The following is a 23,815-nucleotide window of genomic DNA, read 5'->3' as shown; positions in this document are numbered from 1 at the left end:
TTATTCAAGGAGATATCAGATATTTCTTACTTTTTTCGAAAAAAAAGAGAAAATGGACTAAGTGTTTATTATATTAGCATTGTTTTATTAACAAAGGAAGGGAAAGTCGACACTCTTCTTTTTGAGTTTAATAAAATGTATAACCATTAAATTAAATGTATGGAAAGCAAACATTCGCTTCGAAAGTCGAAGTTATTTCGAGCTTTATTGATTCTTTTGTTGATAGCAGTTCCTGTACAATGGGCTGCGGCACAGTTGACCTTATCAACTCCCCGTACAACTTTAGGAACTGTAATTAAACAAATTCAATCACAATCAAAGTACCAATTTTTCTACAATGACAAGCTATCAACTGTCACAGTTGAACCTTTAAAAGTAAAAGATGCTTCTTTAGAGCAAGTTTTAAACACACTTTTGAAAAATAAAGATATCTCTTATAAAATAGAAGAGAATATAATTTATTTATCAGAAAAAGAAAATTCCGATTCACTACAACAACAAAGCGGGAAAGAACGTACTATAACCGGACAAGTTGTAGATGCTAAAGGAGAACCATTGATTGGTGTTAGCATTTTAGTGAAAGGAACAACAGACGGAGCTATTACCGATTTGGATGGTAACTACAAAATTGTGACAAAAAGCAATAACCCAGTTATTGTTTATTCTTATATCGGATATAAGACACAAGAAATCCCTTTGAAAGGACAGACAGCCATTAATATTACGATGATGGATGATACCCAAGTGATTGACGAGGTAGTTGTTACAGCTTTGGGTATTAAGCGTTCAGAGAAAGCTTTGAGTTATAATGTCACACAGGTCGATGCAGAATCAGCTTTAGCTGTAAAAGATGCGAACTTTATTAATTCACTGAACGGAAAGGTTGCGGGTTTAAATATCAACTCTTCTTCTTCTGGTATTGGTGGTGCAAGTAAAGTTGTTATGCGTGGCTCCAGGGGTATCGAACAATCGTCTAATGCTCTTTATGTTATCGACGGTATTCCAATGTATAACCTGAGCGCTTCTGGTGGTTCTGAAGAGATGCAATCGCAAGGCTCTACAGAAGCTATAGCTGATATAAACCCAGATGACATTGAATCAATGTCAGTTTTGTCTGGTGCTGCTGCTGCCGCATTGTATGGTAGCAATGCATCTAATGGTGCTATTGTGATTACAACCAAAAAAGGAAAAGTGGGTCGTGTAGCCTTGACCGTATCTAGTAATACAGAAATGTTATCTCCATTCGTCATGCCACAGTTTCAGAATCGCTATGGAACTTCTGGAACAGATGCTAGTTGGGGTAAAAGATTGAATGAAGCTAATTACCGCGGATACGATCCTGCAAGTGATTATTTTCAGACTGGGCTTATTGGAACAGAATCTGTAACACTTTCTACTGGTACTGAACACAATCAGACATATCTTTCTGCCGCAGCCGTTAATTCGCGTGGCATTATTCCAAATAACAAATACGACCGCTATAACTTTACATTCCGGAACACCACTCTTTTTCTAGAAGATAAGATGAAACTGGATGTTGGTGCTCAATATATTATGCAGAAAGACCGTAATATGGTGAATCAAGGTATTTATGCAAACCCATTGTCTTCTGCTTACCTGTTTCCGCGTGGAAATGACTGGGAAGATTACAAAATGTACGAACGTTATGATTTAGAGCGTAATATGTATACGCAATATTGGCCTCAAGGAGGGGGATCGTTCCGTTTACAAAATCCTTACTGGATTAATTATCGTAACTTGCGTGAAAATGACAAAGATCGTTATATGTTGAGTGCAGCTTTAAGTTACGATATTCTAAGTTGGTTGAACGTAGCTGGACGTGTACGTCTAGATAATTCATACAACACATATACACAAAAATACTATGCCTCTACCATCGCAACTATTGCTGAAGGTGAAAATGGTTTTTATGGTGTAACAAACACTCGTGACAAGCAAACATATGCAGACTTATTGTTGAATATAAATAAAACATTTGGCGAGGATTGGAGTTTAACAGCTAATATCGGAGCATCTTATTCAGACAATCGTTCTGAAGCTCTTGCCGTTAGTGGACCAATTGCAGCGAATGGACTTCCTAACTTTTTCACAGTTGCTCAATTGGATAAAGAAACTGGGAAACGTGAAGAAACTGGTTATCGTGAACAAACACAATCTATATTTGCATCTGCAGAAGTTGGTTATAGAAGTACTTACTACTTGACTCTTACCGGACGTAATGATTGGCCAAGTCAATTAGCGGGACCGAACTCAAAACAGTCTTCTTTTTTCTACCCGTCAGTAGGAGGCTCTGTTGTTTTGTCTGAACTTTTCAAATTACCTGAAAGTATTTCATACTTAAAACTACGTGCTTCTTGGGCATCCGTAGGTCTACCATTTGGACGCTTCCTTGCTTATCCAACTTTTTCATGGAATACTTCAACAGGAGCATACTCTTCTCAGTCTGCATATCCATTGTATGATTTGAAACCGGAACGTACAGATTCTTGGGAAGTAGGTCTTACTGCACGTTTCCTTAAACATTTCAATTTTGATGTTTCATTCTATAATACCAAGACTTACAATCAAACCATGGATGCAAAGCTTTCTCCAACAGGAGGCTATAGTACATTCTATGCGCAGACTGGTAACGTACGTAACCGTGGTGTAGAACTTTCACTTGGTTACAAGAATACATGGAACAAGTTTTCATGGAGTTCTAACTACACATTCAGTGCCAATAAAAACAAGATTTTAAGCCTGATTGATGGTTACATAAACCCTGTAACCGGTGAAGAAATAACAAAAGACCGTATGGATGTAGGTGGTTTATCAAAGGCACGGTTCATTCTAAAAGTAGGTGGATCTTTAGGTGATCTCTACTCACAGTCTGACTTGCTTCGAGATTCAAATAATAAGATTTATGTAAATGCCGATGGAAATGTAGCAGTGAATGACAAAGCTGATGATATTTATTTAGGATCTGTTTTTCCAAAAGCTAATATGGCATGGCGCAATGACTTTCAATATGGTAACTGGGGACTTGGCTTCCTTCTTACTGCCCGTTTGGGAGGAGTCGTTTACTCTGCGACTCAAGCCGTTCTTGACTCCTATGGTGTATCCGAAGCTACAGCAGCAGCTCGTGATAATGGTGGAGTCGTGATAAACGGCAACGATATGATTGACGCGCAAAAGTGGTATACAGTGGTTGGTGCCGACAGCGGTATTCCTCAATATTACACTTATAGTGCTACCAATTTACGTCTGCAAGAAGCTTCTGTCAGCTACACTATCCCAAGAAAGAAATTGAAAAATATTATGGATATCACTCTTTCGCTGGTAGGTCGTAACTTGTGGATGATTTATTGCAAGGCTCCTTTCGATCCTGAATCTGTAGCCACTACAGGTAACTATTACCAGGGAATTGATTACTTTATGATGCCTAGCCTTCGTAGCGTAGGATTCAATTTGAAACTTAAATTCTAAAAACGGAAAAGATGAAGAAAAATACAATAATACAGTTTATAGTCACTGGTATGTTTCTTTTCGGTGCAACTGCATGTACAGGAAACTTTGAAGATTACAATAAAAATCCTCATGAACCAGACCAAAATGACATGGGAGTAGATTGGTATTTGGTAAGATCATTAGCTCTTAATTTACAAGATTTGATGATGCCAGAACAAGAGAACTTTTCTCAATATGTAGACTGTTTGATGGCAGGAGCATTTTCGGGATATGTAGCAGACTCCAATTTGGGTACAGGTTGGTCTGGTCGTTACGCAACTTATAATCCTTCAGACGATTGGAAAAAAATTCCATTCAATGATTTTTATTCAAAGTTTTATCCTGATTACTTCAATTTGAAAAATCAAAGCGATGATGAACTTTTCTTATCGTTGGCCGAGTTATATCGTATCGTCGTAATGTTACGTGTAACAGATACATATGGTCCCATCCCTTATTCAAAAGTAGGTGCAGCTAATGCGATCAAATCCCCTTATGATTCTCAGCAAGCTGTCTATGCCAAAATGCTAGAAGATTTGGATAATATTATTACAGTATTAGGAAAGTTTGGCAACCAAAGCTTCAGCTCAAGTGCTGATAGAATTTATAATGGCAATACATCAGCATGGTATAAGTTTGCCAACTCTTTGAAGCTAAGAATGGCGATGCGTACTTGCTATGTAGCAGGATTTAACGTGAATGGAAAAACATCACAGCAATTGGCTGAAGAAGCTGTAGCAGCAGGTGTTATGACTGCTGCAACTGATGGCGCTTATCGTAAAGTTGCCGATCATAATCCATGGCAACGTTTTATGGTACTATGGTCAGATGCACGAATTTCAGCGGATTTAACCTGCTACATGAATGCATACAACGATCCTCGTCGCGAAGCATATTATGATAAAAGTACTTTTGGCACCGTGTCGGGAAATGCATATACTGGAGAAGAAAGTTATGTAGGTTTACGTCGGGGTATTCTGCAAGGACAATATAACTCCTGGTCACAAGGCTCTTCTTGTATGAAAGTCACTACGAGTGATAATATAGTTGTGTTCCGTGCATCAGAAGTCGCTTTCTTGCGTGCTGAAGGAGCTCTTCGTAACTGGAACATGGGAGGAACAGCTAAAGACTTCTATGAGGAAGGAATCCGTTTGTCGTTTGAAGAAAACGGAATTACCAGTGGAGTCGAAAATTATCTTGCAAGTACGGGAAAAGTAGAAGCATATAAAGATCCACTGAAAGGACAAAGTGCCCAAACTTATGATTACTCTGGAGCTATTAATACAAATGTAACTGTGGCATGGTCTGGAGGTGATTTTGAAAAAAGCTTAGAACAGATTATTACTCAAAAATGGATTGCAAACTTTCCAAATGGTATGGAATCATGGACTGAGTACCGTCGTACAGGCTATCCTAAATTAATGCCAATGGTAGCAAATGCAAGTGGAGGAATTGTTAATGATGCGGAAGGTGCACGACGCATGCCATATCCAACTGATGAATATCGTGAAAATAGAGAAAGCGTAGAAGCAGCAGTTGCGACATTGACACAAGAGTCCAAGACTAAAAGAGGAGATACGATGGCAACTCACGTATGGTGGGACTGTAAATAAATCAACCAATGAGTAACAAAAAATAAAAATATATACCAAGTACTTAGTATATTAAATTATACAAATAAAATTACCTTAATTATAGCATATATGAGAAGAAAAATAAAATATCTCATGCCTGTAATGCTGGCATGTTCTATGATGCAGTTCTCGTGTTCTGACTGGACAGATCCAGAAAGCATCAATATACATACTCCTTCTATGGAGGAACAAAATCCGGAACTTTATGCTCAATACCTGGAATCTCTCAACAACTTTAAAGCAACAGACCATCAGGTAGTAATTGTTTCAGTTAATAATGTAAGTACTGTAACAACCTCACGCAGTCAACATCTTACTGATATGCCTGACAGTCTCGACTATATTTGTCTAAACAATACAATGGAAGTAAATCAGGCAAATATATCTGAGATGAAGGAAGTACGTCGATTGGGTACAAAAGTATTGGGATTAGTTGATTTCGATGCTATAGAAAGTGCATGGAAAAAGATTCTTGAAGAAGAAGCAGCCAACGCTGTACCTAATCCCGAATCTGATGAAACAGAAAATGGAGAAGAAGGAGAAGAGACTGTCGACGATGCAACACGTTTTATTGAATACTGCAAAAGTGAGGTCACTAAACAAATCGCCGCAAGTAACGCTTTAGATGTAGATGGAATTGTAGTGAATTATACAGGCTTCGACCTCAATTCGCTTGTTGAAGAGAATGAAATTGCCGCTGAAACAGCACGTCAAGGAGCATTCTTTGACGCGGTAGCTAACTGGAAAGTTGCGAATACTAATAAGGACTTGCTTTTCAAAGGTTACCCGCAGAACGTTATTGGTAAAAGTCTGCTTTCTGATTGTAAATACATCATTGTCAATGCGCATGGAGCAAAAAACCAATACGAGATGTCTTATCTCATACTCATGGCATCAGCAAAAAACGTACCAACCGACCGCTTCATCATGGGAGTAACAACGCCTTATCTTACCAATTCGGGGAGTTACAATGGTGAACTCGGAGATGGCTCATCTGCCATCATTGGAGCTGCTCAATGGGCAGTGGCAAAGACGCCTGACTACACCAAAGCTGGAATTTCAATTGATGCAGCGGAAAAAGACTATTTTAATGCCAGCAATGTATACCCAACCTTAAAAGAAGCTATAAGTATATTGAGTCCAACCGTTAAATAAAAAACTGCCTTATGAAATTAAACAATTTAATATTTACAGCTCTTGCCGGTTTCTCAATAATTCTTGCCGGTTGCCAGAACAACGATGAAAATGAACAGCATTATGACAATAAACTCTTCATTTCGGCATCGAACTTTACTAAGGAAATACTGTTCAAAGCTGGTGATACAAATGTAGAAACTGGTCTTTCAGTAGCCATAGCAAAGCCTGAAGAACATGATATCAAAGTGACTATGTCACCTGCTCCCGAACTTTTATCAACTTATAAACTGGCATATTACGATGAAACTGCAGTACTTCTTTCTGAAGAACATTATTCAATGCCAGAAACTTCGACTACCATCAAATCAGGTAGTATAGTTAGTCCAGAATTGCCTATTGAATTCATTAATACAGGAGAACTTGATATCAAAACCACTTATGTGCTTCCAGTCACTATTAAATCAGTGGAAGGAATCGGCGTTTTGCAAAGTGCTAAGACATATTATTATGTATTCCGCGGAGCATCACTTATTAATGTGGTATGTAATATCAGTCGTAATCGTGCTTATCCGGACTTCAAGAATGACTCCAAATTCAATAATCTAACGGAGAATACGATGGAGATACTGTTCAAGGCCAATTCATTCCCTAATACTCTGAACACGTTGATGGGTATCGAAAGCAATTATTTGCTCCGTATCGGTGACGCAACCATTCCGAATAACCAACTTCAAGTAGCTACTTCTGTTAACAATTGTACAAGCGCAGACCTTCAACTTGAAAGTGGCAAGTGGTATCATGTAGCTGTCGCATTCAATAAAGGTAATGTCAAAGTATATATCAATGGCGTAGAAAAGCTTTCCGGTTCAACGGGAAAGAGTTCTGTTAGTCTTGGTGCTAAACATACCAATGAGGAAGACGGCTCACGTTGTTTCTGGGTAGGTTATTCCTATAAAGATGACCGCTATTTTGATGGCGTCGTTTCCGAAGTACGAATCTGGAATCGTGCATTAACAGCAGAAGAAATTCAGGCAACAAATCACTTCTACACAATAGAACCTGAATCGGAAGGGCTCATTGCATATTGGAAATTCGACGAAGGTTCGGGTACAGTAGCTAAAGATTACAGCGTGAGTGGCTATGATTTGACAATCGAAAAAGAACCTAAATGGGAATCTGTTTCATTGCCTCAATAATAAATCATTTAACTAAGAATTGAATATGAATATGATAAACAATATCAAATATGCTTTCCTGCCAGTGGTAATGTTCACTATGGCAACCTTCACATCTTGTGAGGAAGACATTGAAATAGGAAACAAGATAGATGAATCTTCTTATTTGGCATCGACTCAACTGAGCGGATTATTATTGGACGAAAATACGAATAAAAACAGTTCGGTAATCGAGCTCCGAAATAATGAATATAGCACTAATGTGGTATTCCGTCTTTCTAAACTACCTCAAAAAGGAGTAGATGTTCAAATAGCTGTCGAGGAATCATATGCAGCTATATACAACACTATCCATGAAACGGATTTCGAAGTGTTTCCTGCCGCTAATGTGAAAATCGCAAATAATGGTACTTTTGTACTTGCCCCAGATGATAAAGTTACCCCAAGCGTGAAAGTTACACTGACTGCGTTTGATGGAATGGAAGAGGATAAAACCTACATAGTACCTTTGACAGTAACATCTTCTACTGAAGGAGTAACATTTACTGAAACGTCCAAGCATATGGTGCTTCTCGTTCAAGATTATCGCAACAAACCTAATACTAACAAAGGAGAAGATGCGGTACAAACAGTTCTTTATTTCGAAGTTAATGATACTAACCCGCTCAATGCCCTTGAGTTTCTGACTGAAAGTGGTAAATATTTTTTCGACCATATCGTACTTTTTGCTGCTAATATCAATTGGGATCCAGAGAAACAACGAGTATATTTAGCGAACAATGAAAATGTTCAATTCTTGCTCGACAATAATGATAAGTATCTACAACCATTGCGTAAAGCTGGTATGAAAATTATTATCAGCATCCTTGGTAATCATGACGAAGCTGGTGTCGCTCAACTTTCGGATATGGGAGCTAGGGAATTCGCCCGGGAACTGGCAGCTTATTGCCGTGCTTATAATCTGGACGGCGTCGCTTTCGATGACGAATATTCGAACTCACCAGACCTTTCAAACCCCTGGCTTGCAAGCCCATCAGCTTATGCAGGTTCACGATTAATGTATGAATGTAAAGCTGTCATGCCGGAAAAAATTGTCTCGCTCTATAACCTTGGCAACATGTATTCAAGTAGTCTCCAAGTTATCGATGGTATCGAACCTGGTCAGTATTGCGATTATGCTGTAGCTGACTATGGTGGTGCTGCTGGGCCAGGTACCGGTATGACATTGAAACAGTGTGCTGGTATGTCAATAGAACTAAGACGAGGCAGTGGCAACTCAAGTGAATCTACAGCGCGTTCTAGAAAAGAAGCTGGTTATGGATACTACATGTTCTTCGCACTTGACCCATCATTATATGGTTCACAAGTATATAGATGCCAATCCGTTTGTAAAGGTTTGTACGATGAAACATTAGTTTATCCAAGTTACTATTATAAAAAGAATAGTACAGAACGTGAAGCTATTAACTGATTAATGTATATTTTACCTTAAAAAGAATAGATATGAAATTATTTAAGAATTTAATGATAGTGTTATCGGTATCCCTCCTACTATGGGGTTGTTCTGATGATGATGAATCAATCAATAATGGTAATTCAACAATCTCACTATCGACCAATATACTCCAAGTGGATAAAAATGGAGGGGATGCTACAGTTACTGTAACAAGCTCCGATAACTGGCGGTTGTCAGGAATATGTGATTGGGCACATCCGTCAATAACTTCAGGTAAAGATGGTGATGTAGTTACTTTTACCATCGATCCTAACAAATTAGATGAAAAGCGTACTGCAACCTTCAAGTTTTTCACAGGTTCTTCAGTTGTGCCACTACAAGTAGAGTCTCAACCTGCATATATAATGGATTTACTTTCTGACGAAGCTCTTTCTATTACTAAAGAAAAAAGTACTGTGAGAATTCAACTTAATACCAATGTGGCCGACCCAACGATAACATATAGTGACGGTGGTAAAGAGTGGCTGACATTCGATAGACGTAATGAATTCGGTGGCAAAGTAACTTTATCATTCACTGCTGCCGAGAACAAGACATATAAAGATCGTAGTACAAAAATTACAATCTCAAGCCCACTCGTTACTGAAAGTGTCAATGTAGATATTAATCAAAAACAAACAGATGCAATTATCACCGAAAGTAACACTTTAACATATGATCTAACAGCACGAACTATCTCTTTTAAAGTGAAATACAACGTCAATTACGCTATTTCCATAACAAAAGGGAAAGATTGGATTACTGATCAATCAATTTCCGAACCACAAAAAGGCGATGATGGTTTGACTACGGTTACTGTTACTTATAAACTATCCGCATCACCAGCTTCGCGTGGAGGTACAATTCATATTGCCCAAACCAGTGGTACATTAGTAAAAGATATTGCTATTGTTCAAAAAGATCCGGACGCCAGCCCTGTGGAAATTCCAGATGCCGTTCTTCGAGCACTTTGTATATCTAACGGTTGGGCTCTCCCTATTGATGATACCAAATGTATTATTCTTGAAGAAGGATTAAACGCAACTTCATTCTCTAACACCTCATACTCTAACCAGATTAAAGATTTAACCGGAATAGAGTATTTCCCTAACCTGACTTCATTACGTTTAGGTTATTGTTCAAACATGAAAAAGCTTGATATTTCAGGTTTACATAAGGTATCATCACTCACATTTAATAGCCCTACTATTTGTGAAGAGTATAATTTGGGAGATAATCCAATTACTAGTTTCAATGCAGGAGGTAGCTATGTTTATTCGGAGGCAGAAAGTCTTAAAGTCATCAGTAGTAAACTTGAGTCTTTGGATTTAAGTCTTGTTTCCTGGTATGCAAGTTATGATTATGTTACGTCAATTGATGCTTCGGAATGTCCAGCATTAACAAACTTAAACGCCAATCGTAGCAGCAAAATTAAGACTCTTTATTTAAAGACTGGTCAAGTGATACCAAAGTTAACTAAGAATGATGCAACTACTATTGTTTACAAATAATTAATATATAGAGAAATAATTTATAGAGAATCCCTTTATTTACTCTTTCCAAATCTGTGAATAGAGTCAAATAAAGGGATTATTGCTATCTATTTTTATCTAATGCTAGCTCTTATCTTAAAATACTCTTTTCATCTATAAACAAACCACAACCAGTACTCAAAGACCTTTTTGAATCCAACAATATTGAAATCAACTGATTATATAATCAATGTAACCTTAAAACTCTAAATCATATAAAGATTAAGAGTCATTCAAAAAACAAAACTATTCCACCTGCTCTTTCGGGTAATTCACCAAATACAGTGTCTTTGTCGCCCGAGTAAAAGCTGTATACAACCACCGGAAATAATCCGGAGTCAAATACTCATCTGTCATATACCCCTGATCTAAAAACACATTCTGCCACTGTCCGCCTTGCGCTTTATGACAGGTTATTGCGTATGCATATTTCACCTGCAAAGCATTGTAATGCGGATCGGCTTTCATCTTTTTCATCCGGTCTCTTTTGTTTGGAATATCTATATAATCCTCAAGTACCGTATAGAACAATCGGTCATTGTCTTCTTTCGGCAATGCAGGTGAGTCCGAATGTAAAGTGTCTAATAATAGATTCGCATCCAATTCAAAATCATTCTGATCAGGAAAGCGGAGAGTAACTTCGGCAAAACGAAAACCATATATTTCACGAGTTCGACGAACACGCCGGACAACTGCAATTTCTCCATTAGCTATAAAATCCATCTCCTTATATTTCTCCGTCCAATAGTAATTATTTTTGGCTATCATCAACATATCTCCTGTATTCAATTCATCTTCACGCCAAAGAATTTGAGCACGTATTCCATTGTTATATAGGTTTGCACGTTTATTGGAACGACAGACAACAATCGTCTCATCCATACCATCATGATCGTAGCAATTAGTTAGTTCCTCTATCAGTTCAGTTCCCGGCACCAGTTTAATATCAGGAAAACCTGCTATTTTTATCTTAGGCAGAGAATAACAATCATCCTCTGCTATCAATTGCCTCAACTGTGTGGCATTCCATAATATTCCGGATTCTTGCACCTGACGGACTACTTGAGTAAGATCAATCTCACGTACTTCAAGTCCATACCCCTTCAATGCATCGGAAAAAAGTGCCGGGCTTAACTCCTCTCCTACCGGAGGAAGCTGCGCGGTATCACCCATTAACAAGAGACGACATCCCTGTCCTGAATAAACAAATTGCACCAAATCATCCAATAAACGTCCTGTTCCAAACATACTGCCCGACAGTCCTTCGTTTGAAATCATGGAAGCCTCGTCGACAATAAACAATGTATTGGTAGCTAAATTGTCATTGATCGAAAAGTTACTAAGTTCATTAGAAAAAGATTGTTGTCTATATATTTTTTTATGAATAGTAAAAGCCGGATGTCCTGCATACACTGAAAAAACTTTTGCCGCACGTCCTGTAGGAGCCAACAATACAGATTTCTGCTGCAGCTGATCCATCGTTTTCACCAATGCCCCTACCAACGATGTTTTACCAGTACCAGCATACCCTCTTAAGATAAAGACTTCATCTGCCAGTGTGGACAGCAGAAACTCTGAAAGAGATTTTACAGCAATTTCCTGCTCTAAAGTTGGCTGATAAGGAAAATTTTCCTTAATTTGCCTTTCTAAATAGTTATTTATCATTTTTGTACGAGAAAAAAGTTCGAGGAACTATCGTATTTAAATTTATTTATTCTATTTTTGCGATGCGAATATAACAACTAAAAACATAATTTATCATGAAAACAGTATTTAATATTGTATTGGTGCTTTGTGCTGCTGCACTGATTTACATCTGTTACACCAGCATTATGGGTCCTATCAATTTTGAAAACGCAAAAAAAGAAAGAGAAAAAGCAGTCATTGCCCGTTTGATCGACATCCGTAAGGCACAGCAGGAATACCGTTCGCTGCACCGCGGAATGTATGCACCCAAATTAGACACACTGATTGATTTCGTTAAAAATCAAAAATTGCCGTTCGTTATGAAGATGGGAATGTTAACTGACAAGCAATTGGAAGATGGACTGACTGAAAAGAAAGCCATGGCTATCATCGAAAAAGCAAAGAAAACCGGTAGATACGATGAAGTTAAGAAATGGGGACTTGAAAACTTCAAACGTGACACTATGTGGGTAGCTGTATTGGATACTATCTATCCCAAAGGATTCAATGCCGACTCTATGAAATATATTCCTCACGGAAATGGTGCTCAATTCGAAATGAACGTGAAAAATGACACTGCCAAGTCTGGTGCTCCGGTATATTTGTTCGAAGTGAAAGCTCCATACGAAACTTATTTGAGCGGACTTGACAAACAAGAAATCATCAACCTAAAAGACCTGGATTCTAAACTAGGCAAATATAGCGGCTTGATGGTAGGTTCTATCGATACTCCAAACAATGGTGCTGGTAACTGGGAATAATGATTGATTTTACTAAATCAAAACAATATACTTTATCCATCCGTCTTAGTACGGATGGATTTTCTTTTTCTATCTATAACCCGATTCATGACGATTCGCTTTCAATAATAGAGAAAGAGATAAATGCGTCTTCATCCCTTACCGCAAATCTAAAAACACTCTTTCACGAATCGGATTTCCTCAATCATCCTTACAAACGAGTAAACATTATGATGGCAGGCAAGCGTTTTACGATTGCGCCATTAGAATTGTTTGAAGAGGAACAGGCGGAACTTCTGTTTTATCATAATCATCAGAAAAAAGAAAACGAAACGGTGCTCTATAATATTCTAAGAAAGAATAATGTAGCTGTCATCTTCGGCATAGACAAAAGCGCACAGACCTTTTTGAATGAACAATATCCCGAAGCTCGTTTCTATTCTCAATCTACTCCATTCATCGATTATTTTTCTGTAAAAAGCAGATTGGGAAACAGTAAGAAGATGTATGCTTCTATACGCAAAGACGGCATTGACATCTATTGTTTTGAACGAGGACATCTGCTTCTGGCTAATTCCTTTGAATGTACGCACACAGAAGACCGTATTTACTATTTATTGTACGCCTGGAAACAACTGGAGTTTAATCAGGAACGGGATGAGTTACACCTAACCGGAATACTTCCGGAGAAAGACGTTTTAATGAGTGAATTGAAAAAGTTTATCCTACAGGTATTCATCATGAATCCTGCAACTAATATTGACATGCAAGCCTTATTAACATGCGAGTAATCAGCGGTATTTACAAACGAAGAAGATTTGACGTGCCTCGGACATTTAAAGCACGCCCTACGACAGATTTCGCCAAAGAAAATCTGTTTAATGTACTCAATAACTATATCGATTTTGAAGAAGGAATAACAGCTCTTGATTTGTTTGCCGGAACGGGAAGCATCAGTATCGAATTGGTATCCCGCGGATGCGACCGTGTTATCAGCATTGAGAAAGATCCTGCACATCACTCATTCATCTGCAAAATTATGAAAGAGGTGCAGACAGACAAATGTCTGCCGATACGCGGAGATGTATTCAAGTTTATCAAAAATGGCCGCGAACAGTTCGACTTCATCTTTGCCGATCCTCCCTACGCTTTAAAAGAGTTGGAAACAATACCCGAATTAATCTTTCAGAATAATCTTCTCAAAGAAGGAGGATTATTGGTACTGGAGCATGGAAAAGATAATAATTTCGAAGAAAATCCACATTTCCTTGAGAGAAGGGTGTATGGAAGTGTGAACTTCTCACTATTCAGATAAGATCCAAATACAATTTCATCCTTATTAAAGTAGCGGAGCCAATAAACGCACGATAGACTCCGCAGCTTTTTGTCTCCACGAACGTCTGCCCCAATTCTTCAAAAAGATCTGTGTACTTTCGCGCTGGTCCTGAAGAAATATTTCTTTCATTTCAAGGGCAGTTTCTACGTCATACATAAAAGCATTCACCTCAAAGTTATGCTCAAAGCTACGGAAGTCAACATTGGTAGAGCCTACAGTGGAAAGCATATCATCTGAAACCATCAGCTTAGAATGTAGAAAACCTTTCTTATAAAAATAGACCTTAACACCTGCCTGCATCACATCTGCCAAATAAGAACGCGATCCAAGATGAGTTATCCAGTTATCTGCACGTTCCGGTAACATCAAGCGTATATCCACCCCAGACAATGCTGCTGTTTGCATAGCTGCTAATATTGGTTCTGTAGGCAAAAAATAAGGTGTTTGCATATAGAAATATTTTTTTGCACTGGTAATGGCAACAGTCAATCCCTGCATGATTTCTTTCCATGGCCCGATAGGCTCACTCGTGACAATTTGCACTAAAGAACTTCCGCAAGAGTCAATCTTCGGAAAATAACGGGAAGCGGTTATCAACGTACGGTCTACAAAATACCAATCAAGCAAAAAAGCCGTTTGTAAACCATGCACTGCCTTGCCTTCCAACATGATATGCGTATCTCGCCAAATCCCCCAAGAAAAGCCACGCATATAACGTTCTGCCAGGTTCATTCCCCCAACGAAGCCCACGCGTCCGTCAATAACGACAATCTTTCTATGGTTGCGGTAATTCACCCTACTGGTAAATAAGGGAAAACGTACTTTCAAAAAGCTCCTGACTTCAATACCGGCATTGCGCATTTCTTCAAAAAAACGGTTAGGCACATGCCAGCAACCTACATCATCATAGATAACCCGTACTTCAACCCCGTGAGAAGCTCTTTCTATCAGCACATCCCTGACCATACGCCCGATAGCGTCATCTTCAAAGATGTAATATTCCATGTGGATATGCTGCTTCGCTTTTTGCAGTTCACGCAACAATGATTGAAGTTTGGTATATCCTTCGGTATAGACTGCCACACGGTTCCCCTCAAATGGAAACGCTTGATTCGTTTGCTGGAAAAGCTGAATAAGACGGGAGTATTCATAAGGAACGTCCGAACAATCCTGTGCGAGATATTCGGCCATTGGTTTCTTCAATAAGCGGTCGTAGCTTTTTTGCCCAATGATACGTTCGCGACGTTGACTCCGCCCAAAGAAAAAATAAAAGACAAGTCCGACAATAGGAAGGAAAAGTAATATGAGTATCCATGCCATGGTTTTAACCGGATTCCGGTTGTCAAGAATGATGATGACAATCGTACCGATAATGGCTCCAAAATAAAGAATATCAAAAGCCACTGTTGCTATCTGGCTAAGCATATAGTTCCAATCAATCATAGGAATCTCCTTTCATACGGATACTAAACAACAAATATAGAGTAAATTCTCGGATTAACAAAGAAGTCCCGGCAACAACATTGAATCGTTGTGCCGGGACTTCCTGTTTTTATTTAAACCTATTACTCTGCTTTAGTGTGGTCTGCCACCTCCAAAGCCACCACGCGGGCCACGAGGTCCACCACCATCAAAACCGCCATGACGCATATTGCCGCGAGCTTCTTTATTTCCAAAAACATTCAGACGATAAGAGAAACGAAGCATGCAGTAGCTATTAATTCCGTTATATTCAGAAACAGAACGCATATCGGCTGTTAACGAACGGCTGATATTAGATTGCTGCCGCAGAATATCATATACTTCAAAACTGATGGTTGCGGCATTGCCTTTCAGGAAGTTTTGGGCAATCTGTGCATTCCAAATAAGTTCATTCTTATTCATACTGGCATCACGATAACCACGACGAGCGTTATTAGTGATATTGGTAGACAACGTCATACTCCAAGGTAAAGAGATATTAGTACTTGCACCATAACCAAATGTATAGGGTTCTTGATTGTTTTCCGGACGCAGTTGATTTCGCTCAAAGTTATAGTTGATTGAACCATTCAAGGTAAATTCAAACCAGTCGTTACGGAAAGTTCCATTCAAATTCTCTCCGAAAGTCAGTGTCGTACTAGTGTTCTTGTCATTTATTTTAGTATCGTCATTAAAAAGATAAGAAACCGCATTGGTATAATTAGCACGGGAAAAAGAATTTATGGTAAACCGCTTGTCTCTCAATGCTGTATTGAATCCAAACATTCCCATCGCATTCCAGTTTCCGTTGATATTCTCCGGTTTAACAGTCACTCCACCAGTACTCTGATTATAAGTAGTGGCATTAGTAATGCTATTTTGAGTCATATTCAAGTTTGCATGAGCCATCATGCCACGCTGTTTATCTGCATTATAAGTATTATAAAACAAACGCATAGAATGAGAGAAAGAAGGTTTCAATCCCGGATTACCCTTACGGATATTCAACGGATTAGAGTCATCAGTTACATCAAGCAAATTTTCCATACTCGGCTGGCTTGCACGTCCCCGATAGGTAAAGCGCAACTGGCTGACTTTAGAAAATCTGTAACGAAAATCAACGTTAGGAGCAAAATTGAACACATTTCTTTTTACTACAGTATCTACTTCGGCCTTCTTATAATCCAATCTGGTGTTCTGCGGTTGCAAAGATACTCCAAAGTTCAATCTATATTTCTCGCGGATAATATTTAGTCCTGCATTAATATCATGGTTATAATATTTATATTGAGCATACTTACTCAAATCTCTATCTTTATTCTCTTCATATCCTACAGGCAGACCATCACCAAAATTCCAAAACCAATCCTGTCCTTTATCGGCATCAGGAATCAAGCTGTATGTACTTCTGTCACTTTCACTATATTTATATTGAAATTTATAGCGGAACTGTAAGAAGGTAGCTCTCGCAATCGGTTCGCTATAGGTCAGTTCGGCAGTATAATCATAATTTTTGGTTGGAGAAGTAGTATATTGTTTACGCTCATCATCTTCTTTTTTTGCATTATCATCAAAATAACGCGTCAATGATTCACTAAACTGTTCGCTGTCATTATCTCCATAACTAAATGTACCACGGAAAGTGATGTTTCGTCCCTGATTATTCAATCTACGATTCACTTGCAAAGAAGCATTTGCAGAGAGATTCTGCCCTTCAGATTTTGATTCACTATTACTGGCGTTGACACGAATAGCTTCTAAAGGATCATCCGTACTTCCCCAGAAAATCTTATTCAAAAACTCATTAGGATTAGACACCAAATTAAATGGATCTCCATTAAAAGTTCCCGATTCGGAAATAGAATAACTATTAGACTTTCCATAAGAAACGTTCGGACGGAAAATGATATTTGTCAATGTGTCCGGTTTCCACTCCAACCGAAAGTCTGCATTAAAGTTCGTATTCTTATTGCGGCCTTTACTGTTCGAATTTGAATAAGAATTTCCATTTTGCAGGAAACGTTCCGAGTAGTTTGTAGATGTTGCATCCCGATCACTGAAATTATAACGGGCACTACCTCCCAGTTCCAATTTTTCAGTCTGGGTAGCAAAGTTAGCCCCTAACATCTTGGTAGCAGTCAAACCATTGCTGTTCCGGAAACGAGGTCCGCCACCTCCACCGGAGAATCCCTGATCGTTCACATTATTAGCAGAACCGATTAAAGAGAATTGGCTATTATCGACAAAACGATTCAACATCAAGTTGCTTCCGTAACGATCTTCTGTACCACCGGCAACACTTGCATTACCAAACCAACCTTGATTCATACCTTTCTTCACTTTCAGGTCAAGAACAGTTTCTTCTTCTCCGTCATCTATTCCGGTAACACGTGCCAAATCAGACTTTTTATCGTACGTCTTCAGTTTGTCGATCATGTTGACCGGTAAGTTCTTCAATCCGGTTTTCACATCACCGCCAAAGAACTCTTTACCATCCACCATAATCTTCTTTACTTCTTTACCATTGATTTTGACGTTACCGTCATCGTCTATTTCTGCTCCCGGAAGTTTCTTCACCAACTCTTCGAGCATCGCCCCTTCGGGAGTACGGTAAGCTGTTGAGTTATATTCCAGCGTATCTTCTTTCACGACCACCTGCGGAGCTTCGGCAGTAATCACCGCTTCCTTCAGCATGACAGCATCCGGATCCAATGTAATGGTTCCCAATTTTTTATCAGTGGCGTTAGCAGATAATTGTACCGGTACGAGCTTGGTTCGGAATCCAATATAGGAAACTTTCAACACATATTTTCCGGCTTTTACTTTGGGGAGAGTAAACCATCCCTGGTTACTACTGGCTATACCAGCGGCATAAGCACTATCAGGTAATGATAGCAATTGAACTGTAGCCTGCGCTGCGGGCTCTTTAGTATCGGATTCCACCACACGTCCCGAAACGGTAATAACCTTATTCTGTGCAAAAATTGAGAAGGTGCATAGCAACATCAGCACCAACCCTGCTGAAAATCTTTTCATTTACCTTATTTACGATTATATTAGTAGCAATAACAATGTCTTTTTGACAAATCGAATCGCAAAAGGTTTAATTGAAAAGAAAATTATCTTTTAAAGAATCGATCAACAAGCGCTTTTTTCAGACCAAACTCCAGACAAAGCACATTAAAAACCAGAAAAGTCAGGAAAGAGGAAGTATCGACGTTTATCACATCTCCTTGCATAACACGCCACAACATACCACCAAAGACGAACAAGAATGTCAAAAAGATGGCATTACGAACAGCCGAATTCCGGATTTGCTCCGTTTCACGGCTTTCATTCTTACTCAATGCAAAGATTATTAACAAGCATCCTGCCATCATCAACAACTTTGTACATTCTTTATAAAACAGCAAATTAGTATCAGTTACTACTCCCTGCATCACCAAAATAAAAGGGATGAACAGAGCTACCAACAAGACAACATATCCTAAAGGACGACAATATACAGGTAATAATGCTTTCATGATTAAACGTTTTAATGAGACAAAAGTAAGTAAAAAAAGATATTTTATATACATTTGCAGAGTAAAAAAGCAAAAGAATCATGAGTAAACAAGAAGTTATTCTCTGCGAAAGCTTGGAAACGAGCCTCGGTCGTGCCATTGAGCTATGTCCGCATGACAAATTATTCGTCCTCACAGACGAGCATACCCAGCGTCTTTGTCTCCCCTCTCTAAAGGAATCGGGTCTGTTGAAAGATGCTGTAGAAATCTGTATCGGAGCAGAAGATGTGCATAAAACTCTGGAAACACTCGCTTCCGTCTGGATGGCATTAAGCACTCAAGGGGCTACCCGCCACTCTTTACTTATCAATCTTGGAGGAGGGATGGTGACAGATCTCGGAGGTTTTGCCGCAGCTACATTCAAACGGGGCATTTCCTATATCAATATACCAACCACTCTGCTCGCTATGGTGGACGCATCAGTGGGGGGTAAAACAGGAATCAACTTCAACGGACTGAAAAATGAAATCGGTGCTTTCGCTCCGGCAAACAGTGTATTGATTGAAACTGAATTCCTGCGCACATTGGACACACACAATTTCTTCTCCGGATATGCTGAAATGTTGAAGCATGGTTTGATTAGCAATACGGCACATTGGGCAGAATTGCTCAATTTCGATTCCTCTAGTATTGATTATGCAGCTCTCAAACAATTGGTAGGCCAATCGGTACAAGTGAAAGAAGATATTGTAGAACAGGATCCCTTCGAACATGGAATCCGCAAAGCATTAAATCTGGGACACACCGTAGGACATGCGTTCGAAAGTATGGCACTGGCAGAAAACCGTCCTGTATTACATGGATATGCAGTAGCTTGGGGAATTGTGTGCGAACTGTATCTTTCTCATCTCAAAGTAGGTTTCCCGAAAGAGAAAATGCGGCAAACGATCCAGTTTATCAAGGATAATTATGGTGTATTTACTTTCGACTGCAAGAAATATGACCAACTGTATGCATTTATGACGCATGATAAAAAAAATACTTCAGGTACTATCAATTTCACCTTACTGAAAGATATTGGAGACATTTGCATCAATCAGACTGCCGATAAGGACACTATCTTCGAGATGCTCGACTTCTATCGCGAATGTATGGGAATTTAATCCATCCTACATCAGATATACCGCATAATAAAAGGGAATGAAATAGACTTCATTCCTTTTCTCTTCCCAATCCCTATAGATATTATTGCCTATTGTGAGGCAATTGTCCGCACTATTGTTCTAAGTTACTCATTCGATATTGTGAAAGCGACATTCCTGTATGCTTTCTAAAAAAACGTCCAAGCGACGATTGATTCGCAAAGTTCGTTTTAATCGCTATTTCCTGAATGTTCAGGCTGGTATTTTTCAGCAAAGCCTTGATTTCTAATATGATGTATTCAACAATCCAGTCTTTGGCAGACTTCCCGCTTGTCTCCTTAATTACCATAGTCAGGTATTTGGAAGTAATACACAGTTTATCCGCATAAAAAGCCACATCCTTATTCTCCTTAAAATGCTTCATGATAAGCCCAAAGAATTTATTAGCCAACTCTTCTTTACGGGTATCCCTGCGGGCAGTCATCAAGGTCGATTCCTTTTGATAAGCATTGAACAGTTCCAGATACAGATACCTCAACAAATGAATAATCAGCTCACGCCTATATATATCTTGAGAGGTAACTTTATCTTTTATCATACCCAGATAATTATATATCCGGGGAATATCTCGTTCTGACTGCGGATACCAGTAATGAGTCCGCATGTAGAAAAAGAAATGCGGAGAAAATCTGGGCACACCACTTAACGCATCACTAAACAGTGAAGTAGATATAACCATCGTAACGGTCGAGAAATCTTCACTTGGCTCACTAAATGAGACAAATTGTCCGGGTAATAATATAATCAATTCCTCCGGTTGTATCCAATGTACATCTTCATGCACTGTAATTTTGGCCTTTCCACCTAAACAATATATAATCAAAGCTGATTGATTATTAGAAGGATAAGAAGTCAAAGGAAGATACTTCAGATTTTGATAAAATTTAAAATCGTCACCCAGGACGTATATCTCTAATGTCTCTCTATTTTTAATGTCTAACATTTAACACCTTTCTAAACTAAGTCTTTTTACAAATGTATAACTTCCTAATTTACCACGCACCAAAAATGGAAATATAGTATCATACTAAGGAAGTCAAACACCTTTTATTTGCATTAATTTATAAACAAACTATCTGATTGTTAGTTCATTTATCATTTTCCTATTTCGTTTTATTATAGACTGACCTGTTTTTTATAGTGTTTTTAGGACAGGAAAAGGATTAATGCTTTCAAATGAAAAATAAGCAGATTGTTTTCTAATTCAAGCAAAATTAAAGAAATGTACTTTTATATCACATAAGAGGCAATCAAAAAAACTACTAACTCATTGAAATAAAGATTTGTATGTTCACAAGAAAGACTAATAATCAGAATAATAGCTATAAATCGGCACAATTCATACTAGAAAAATCAACGGATTATTTGCTAATTAAAAATTAATCTGTACTTTTGCATCCGCAATTCGGGGTGTAGCTCAGCCCGGTTAGAGTACGCGTCTGGGGGGCGTGAAAAGAGTAAAAGATTTTCATTTTACAATCACATATAAAACAAGGAATTAGATAGTTATCTAGTTCCTTTATTTTTTAGCTCGATTACTCATTCATTACCTCTTTCGGGAAACTTAATCCAAACTAAAGCAAATTGCAGTACAAAACCTCTTTTGCGTTCTTCGTGTTTTTATCACATTAAATACCTTACCACAGACTCCCAATTTGGAAACCGTTCAGAACCGAACAATATAAGCTCACCTTTAAAATCAGCAGCACCATTCTTTTTCCTGTCATCTATTAAATAATCCCCTGCATTCAAGTTTTTGTGGTGCGACAAGATCAAACGTTTATAGCATACTTCACCCAAATAACGCTTCACCCATTCTAACTTGTCAGACCATGCACTTAGGTTATCCCATGGGGCTGTTGATAAAATGTAAATGTCGTATTTGTCTTTTAAACGATTCATAGCATCTATTGCCCCTTCATTGGGTTGCATTTTTGCAAATATATTAGGGACTTCATCATAGCACCCCGCATATCGGCTTTTTAAGTCCTCATTTAAGGCGTCTATGCCCGATTGGAAGTTTACCAATACATTATCCATATCTACATATAAAACTTTCTTATTTGAACACCGTTCGAGGTACTCCAACGCTTCTTTATATGTTTCCAACTTCCAATGTGCCTTACCATTCAAACGGGTTACATCCATATTGTCTTTTAGGTCTTGTATTTTAACCTTTGTAGCCAAACGATTAGTAGAGACACGTTCAATAAACGCTTTATAATCTTCCCCCGCTTCTTTAGTCAGACATTTTAAAGCCTCCAGTAGCCTGTCATCCAACCCTTCCGTTTTTAAATCCTCAAATGTTATGGAAGTATCTTCTACAACATCATGCAACAATGCTACTATCTTTTCATCCTCTGTTTGACAGTGTAAAGCAACTCTAACAGGATGCAATATATACGGACTACCACCTTTGTCTAACTGTCCAATATGAGCCTTATAGGCAATCTCCAATGCTTTATTTTGATTCATAAGACAATTTAATCTACTGGTTTGCCATCACGTAACCATTCGTTCTTCAAACGGGTAATTTCCAAGTCTGCGTCATCAGCATCGTTTGGTACATCGTAACCAAACTTCTTGCGTTCCTCGGGGGAAGCGGCTTGGTACATGCGTTTGAACTTCTTATCACCCTCGTAAATTACAAATTCGTAGGACTTTTCAATGTTGTTTTCTTCTTTCTTTGCCATAGTGTTATTCCTTTAGATTAATCTACGGGTTGCCCATCGCTCAACCATTCCCCAAAAGCTCTTAAGCGTGCCAAGTCATCCGCATCTGCGTCGTTTGGTATATCCACACTATTTGGAAGACCTTTAGCCTCTCGCTCTTGGTATATCTTTTTCATTTTTCGGTTAAACTCACTTTTACCAAAATCGTAAGATTTGTCAATGTTGTTGTCTTTCTTTGTCATAGTGAAATTCCTTTAGATTAATCTACGGGTTTACCATCACGTAACCATTCGTTCGCCATGCGGGTAATTTCCAAATCCTCTGCATCAGCATCGTTTGGTAGGTCGTACCCCATCGTTTTCCGCTTTTCGGGTGATGCGGCTTGATACATGCGTTTAAGTTCTTTGTCCATTTCTGAAATTTCCAGTTTGTAAGACTTTTCAATGTTGTCTTTCTTTGTCATAGTGTAATTCCTTTAGATTAATCTACGGGGTTACCATCACGTAACCATTCGTTCTTTGCACGGGTGATTTCCAAGTCACGGTCAGTAGCATCGTTTGGCACATCGTAACCCATCGTTTTCCGCTTTTCGGGTGATGCGGCTTGATACATGCGTTTGAACTCCTTGTCGCTTTCGAAAATTGTAAGCGTGTAGGACTTTTCAATGTTGTTTTTGTCTTTTTCTACCATAGTAATATAATTGCATTGATTATACATAAACTTGCTAAACTAAAT

At 38.6% G+C, this 23,815-nt stretch carries 20 protein-coding genes; 10 read left to right on the top strand and 10 right to left on the bottom strand.

What is annotated here, in order from left to right:
• Nucleotides 1–159: 159 nt before the first annotated feature.
• The 6 genes from INE92_RS24335 to INE92_RS24310 all read left to right on the top strand — a co-directional run bounded on the left by INE92_RS24335 (nucleotide 160) and on the right by INE92_RS24310 (nucleotide 10,459).
• On the top strand, nucleotides 160–3,486 hold the full coding sequence (locus INE92_RS24335) for a TonB-dependent receptor (protein WP_004301370.1): 3,327 nt from the start codon (nucleotides 160–162) through the stop codon (nucleotides 3,484–3,486).
• Nucleotides 3,487–3,497: 11 nt separating this feature from the next.
• Complete coding sequence (locus INE92_RS24330; RefSeq protein WP_118161046.1) at nucleotides 3,498–5,120, top strand: SusD/RagB family nutrient-binding outer membrane lipoprotein; 1,623 nt, start codon at nucleotides 3,498–3,500, stop codon at nucleotides 5,118–5,120.
• A 90-nt stretch (nucleotides 5,121–5,210) separates the two neighbouring features.
• Entirely contained in the window at nucleotides 5,211–6,296 is a 1,086-nt protein-coding gene (locus tag INE92_RS24325) for a glycoside hydrolase family 18 (protein ID WP_004323633.1), read from the top strand.
• Between the two features lie 11 nt (nucleotides 6,297–6,307).
• The gene (locus tag INE92_RS24320) at nucleotides 6,308–7,474 is read left to right on the top strand and encodes a DUF1735 and LamG domain-containing protein (RefSeq protein WP_004301367.1); all 1,167 of its coding nucleotides are present in this window, start codon (nucleotides 6,308–6,310) and stop codon (nucleotides 7,472–7,474) included.
• Between the two features lie 25 nt (nucleotides 7,475–7,499).
• On the top strand, nucleotides 7,500–8,924 hold the full coding sequence (locus INE92_RS24315; RefSeq protein ID WP_004301366.1) for a BT_3987 domain-containing protein: 1,425 nt from the start codon (nucleotides 7,500–7,502) through the stop codon (nucleotides 8,922–8,924).
• A 32-nt stretch (nucleotides 8,925–8,956) separates the two neighbouring features.
• Complete coding sequence (locus INE92_RS24310) at nucleotides 8,957–10,459, top strand: BACON domain-containing protein (RefSeq protein ID WP_004311004.1); 1,503 nt, start codon at nucleotides 8,957–8,959, stop codon at nucleotides 10,457–10,459.
• Between the two features lie 267 nt (nucleotides 10,460–10,726).
• Here the strand turns inward: INE92_RS24310 and INE92_RS24305 are convergent, their stop codons facing one another.
• Nucleotides 10,727–12,145 carry an ATP-dependent DNA helicase gene (locus INE92_RS24305; RefSeq protein ID WP_004311005.1) on the bottom strand — a complete coding sequence of 473 codons (1,419 nt, stop codon included), beginning with the start codon at nucleotides 12,143–12,145 and terminating at the stop codon, nucleotides 10,727–10,729.
• A 95-nt stretch (nucleotides 12,146–12,240) separates the two neighbouring features.
• Here INE92_RS24305 and INE92_RS24300 point away from each other — a divergent pair, with 95 nt between their 5' ends.
• From INE92_RS24300 to INE92_RS24290, 3 genes are read left to right on the top strand one after another with little or no spacing between them, the layout of a single operon-like run.
• A complete protein-coding gene (locus tag INE92_RS24300; RefSeq protein WP_004301363.1) occupies nucleotides 12,241–12,927 on the top strand; it encodes a hypothetical protein in 687 nt (228 codons plus the stop codon).
• A complete protein-coding gene (locus INE92_RS24295) occupies nucleotides 12,927–13,697 on the top strand; it encodes a DUF3822 family protein (RefSeq protein ID WP_004311006.1) in 771 nt (256 codons plus the stop codon). Before INE92_RS24300 ends, INE92_RS24295 begins: the two co-directional genes overlap by 1 nt.
• On the top strand, nucleotides 13,688–14,221 hold the full coding sequence (locus tag INE92_RS24290; RefSeq protein ID WP_004314595.1) for an RsmD family RNA methyltransferase: 534 nt from the start codon (nucleotides 13,688–13,690) through the stop codon (nucleotides 14,219–14,221). The genes INE92_RS24295 and INE92_RS24290 overlap by 10 nt, the downstream gene beginning before the upstream one ends.
• A 24-nt stretch (nucleotides 14,222–14,245) precedes the next feature.
• On the opposite strand, the gene cls is transcribed toward INE92_RS24290, so the two are convergent.
• From cls to INE92_RS24275, 3 genes are all read right to left on the bottom strand, one after another.
• The gene (gene cls / locus INE92_RS24285) at nucleotides 14,246–15,685 is read right to left on the bottom strand and encodes a cardiolipin synthase (protein ID WP_149952022.1); all 1,440 of its coding nucleotides are present in this window, start codon (nucleotides 15,683–15,685) and stop codon (nucleotides 14,246–14,248) included.
• 132 nt (nucleotides 15,686–15,817) lie between these two features.
• Nucleotides 15,818–18,739: a TonB-dependent receptor gene (locus INE92_RS24280; RefSeq protein ID WP_004311007.1), complete on the bottom strand. Its 2,922-nt coding sequence runs from the start codon at nucleotides 18,737–18,739 to the stop codon at nucleotides 15,818–15,820.
• Between the two features lie 83 nt (nucleotides 18,740–18,822).
• Nucleotides 18,823–19,227: a hypothetical protein gene (locus INE92_RS24275; RefSeq protein ID WP_004305412.1), complete on the bottom strand. Its 405-nt coding sequence runs from the start codon at nucleotides 19,225–19,227 to the stop codon at nucleotides 18,823–18,825.
• Between the two features lie 80 nt (nucleotides 19,228–19,307).
• Here INE92_RS24275 and aroB point away from each other — a divergent pair, with 80 nt between their 5' ends.
• Complete coding sequence (aroB, locus tag INE92_RS24270) at nucleotides 19,308–20,369, top strand: 3-dehydroquinate synthase (RefSeq protein ID WP_004305415.1); 1,062 nt, start codon at nucleotides 19,308–19,310, stop codon at nucleotides 20,367–20,369.
• Between the two features lie 112 nt (nucleotides 20,370–20,481).
• Here the strand turns inward: aroB and INE92_RS24265 are convergent, their stop codons facing one another.
• The 6 genes from INE92_RS24265 to INE92_RS24240 form a co-directional block, all read right to left on the bottom strand.
• Nucleotides 20,482–21,351, bottom strand: a complete 870-nt coding sequence (locus tag INE92_RS24265; protein WP_004301155.1) for a helix-turn-helix domain-containing protein — start codon at nucleotides 21,349–21,351, stop codon at nucleotides 20,482–20,484.
• Between the two features lie 680 nt (nucleotides 21,352–22,031).
• Nucleotides 22,032–22,883: a 5' nucleotidase, NT5C type gene (locus INE92_RS24260; protein ID WP_004311009.1), complete on the bottom strand. Its 852-nt coding sequence runs from the start codon at nucleotides 22,881–22,883 to the stop codon at nucleotides 22,032–22,034.
• 8 nt (nucleotides 22,884–22,891) lie between these two features.
• A complete protein-coding gene (locus INE92_RS24255; RefSeq protein WP_004311010.1) occupies nucleotides 22,892–23,101 on the bottom strand; it encodes a hypothetical protein in 210 nt (69 codons plus the stop codon).
• A 17-nt stretch (nucleotides 23,102–23,118) separates the two neighbouring features.
• Nucleotides 23,119–23,322: a hypothetical protein gene (locus INE92_RS24250; RefSeq protein WP_004311011.1), complete on the bottom strand. Its 204-nt coding sequence runs from the start codon at nucleotides 23,320–23,322 to the stop codon at nucleotides 23,119–23,121.
• Nucleotides 23,323–23,339: 17 nt separating this feature from the next.
• Nucleotides 23,340–23,543 (bottom strand): hypothetical protein, encoded by a 204-nt coding sequence (locus tag INE92_RS24245; protein ID WP_004311012.1) that lies wholly within the window; start codon nucleotides 23,541–23,543, stop codon nucleotides 23,340–23,342.
• A gap of 17 nt (nucleotides 23,544–23,560) precedes the next feature.
• Entirely contained in the window at nucleotides 23,561–23,770 is a 210-nt protein-coding gene (locus INE92_RS24240; RefSeq protein ID WP_004311013.1) for a hypothetical protein, read from the bottom strand.
• Nucleotides 23,771–23,815 lie beyond the last annotated feature (45 nt).

The sequence above is a fragment of the Bacteroides xylanisolvens genome (assembly GCF_018289135.1).
GTDB lineage: Bacteria > Bacteroidota > Bacteroidia > Bacteroidales > Bacteroidaceae > Bacteroides > Bacteroides xylanisolvens.
The sequence above is the reverse complement of the archived record's forward strand: the minus strand, read 5'-3'. Positions and strand labels throughout refer to the sequence as shown.

Excerpts from the sequence above, each read along its gene's own strand:
- INE92_RS24245 (WP_004311012.1), bottom strand. The coding sequence starts at position 23,543 with ATGACAAAGAAAGACAACATTGAAAAGTCTTACAAACTGGAAATTTCA.
- cls (WP_149952022.1), bottom strand. The coding sequence starts at position 15,685 with ATGATTGATTGGAACTATATGCTTAGCCAGATAGCAACAGTGGCTTTT.
- INE92_RS24250 (WP_004311011.1), bottom strand. The coding sequence starts at position 23,322 with ATGACAAAGAAAGACAACAACATTGACAAATCTTACGATTTTGGTAAA.
- INE92_RS24290 (WP_004314595.1), top strand. The coding sequence starts at position 13,688 with ATGCGAGTAATCAGCGGTATTTACAAACGAAGAAGATTTGACGTGCCT.
- INE92_RS24255 (WP_004311010.1), bottom strand. The coding sequence starts at position 23,101 with ATGGCAAAGAAAGAAGAAAACAACATTGAAAAGTCCTACGAATTTGTA.
- INE92_RS24265 (WP_004301155.1), bottom strand. The coding sequence starts at position 21,351 with ATGTTAGACATTAAAAATAGAGAGACATTAGAGATATACGTCCTGGGT.
- INE92_RS24260 (WP_004311009.1), bottom strand. The coding sequence starts at position 22,883 with ATGAATCAAAATAAAGCATTGGAGATTGCCTATAAGGCTCATATTGGA.
- INE92_RS24325 (WP_004323633.1), top strand. The coding sequence starts at position 5,211 with ATGAGAAGAAAAATAAAATATCTCATGCCTGTAATGCTGGCATGTTCT.
- INE92_RS24275 (WP_004305412.1), bottom strand. The coding sequence starts at position 19,227 with ATGAAAGCATTATTACCTGTATATTGTCGTCCTTTAGGATATGTTGTC.
- INE92_RS24280 (WP_004311007.1), bottom strand. The coding sequence starts at position 18,739 with ATGAAAAGATTTTCAGCAGGGTTGGTGCTGATGTTGCTATGCACCTTC.
- INE92_RS24295 (WP_004311006.1), top strand. The coding sequence starts at position 12,927 with ATGATTGATTTTACTAAATCAAAACAATATACTTTATCCATCCGTCTT.
- INE92_RS24315 (WP_004301366.1), top strand. The coding sequence starts at position 7,500 with ATGAATATGATAAACAATATCAAATATGCTTTCCTGCCAGTGGTAATG.
- INE92_RS24310 (WP_004311004.1), top strand. The coding sequence starts at position 8,957 with ATGAAATTATTTAAGAATTTAATGATAGTGTTATCGGTATCCCTCCTA.
- INE92_RS24305 (WP_004311005.1), bottom strand. The coding sequence starts at position 12,145 with ATGATAAATAACTATTTAGAAAGGCAAATTAAGGAAAATTTTCCTTAT.
- INE92_RS24320 (WP_004301367.1), top strand. The coding sequence starts at position 6,308 with ATGAAATTAAACAATTTAATATTTACAGCTCTTGCCGGTTTCTCAATA.
- aroB (WP_004305415.1), top strand. The coding sequence starts at position 19,308 with ATGAGTAAACAAGAAGTTATTCTCTGCGAAAGCTTGGAAACGAGCCTC.
- INE92_RS24330 (WP_118161046.1), top strand. The coding sequence starts at position 3,498 with ATGAAGAAAAATACAATAATACAGTTTATAGTCACTGGTATGTTTCTT.
- INE92_RS24335 (WP_004301370.1), top strand. The coding sequence starts at position 160 with ATGGAAAGCAAACATTCGCTTCGAAAGTCGAAGTTATTTCGAGCTTTA.
- INE92_RS24240 (WP_004311013.1), bottom strand. The coding sequence starts at position 23,770 with ATGGTAGAAAAAGACAAAAACAACATTGAAAAGTCCTACACGCTTACA.
- INE92_RS24300 (WP_004301363.1), top strand. The coding sequence starts at position 12,241 with ATGAAAACAGTATTTAATATTGTATTGGTGCTTTGTGCTGCTGCACTG.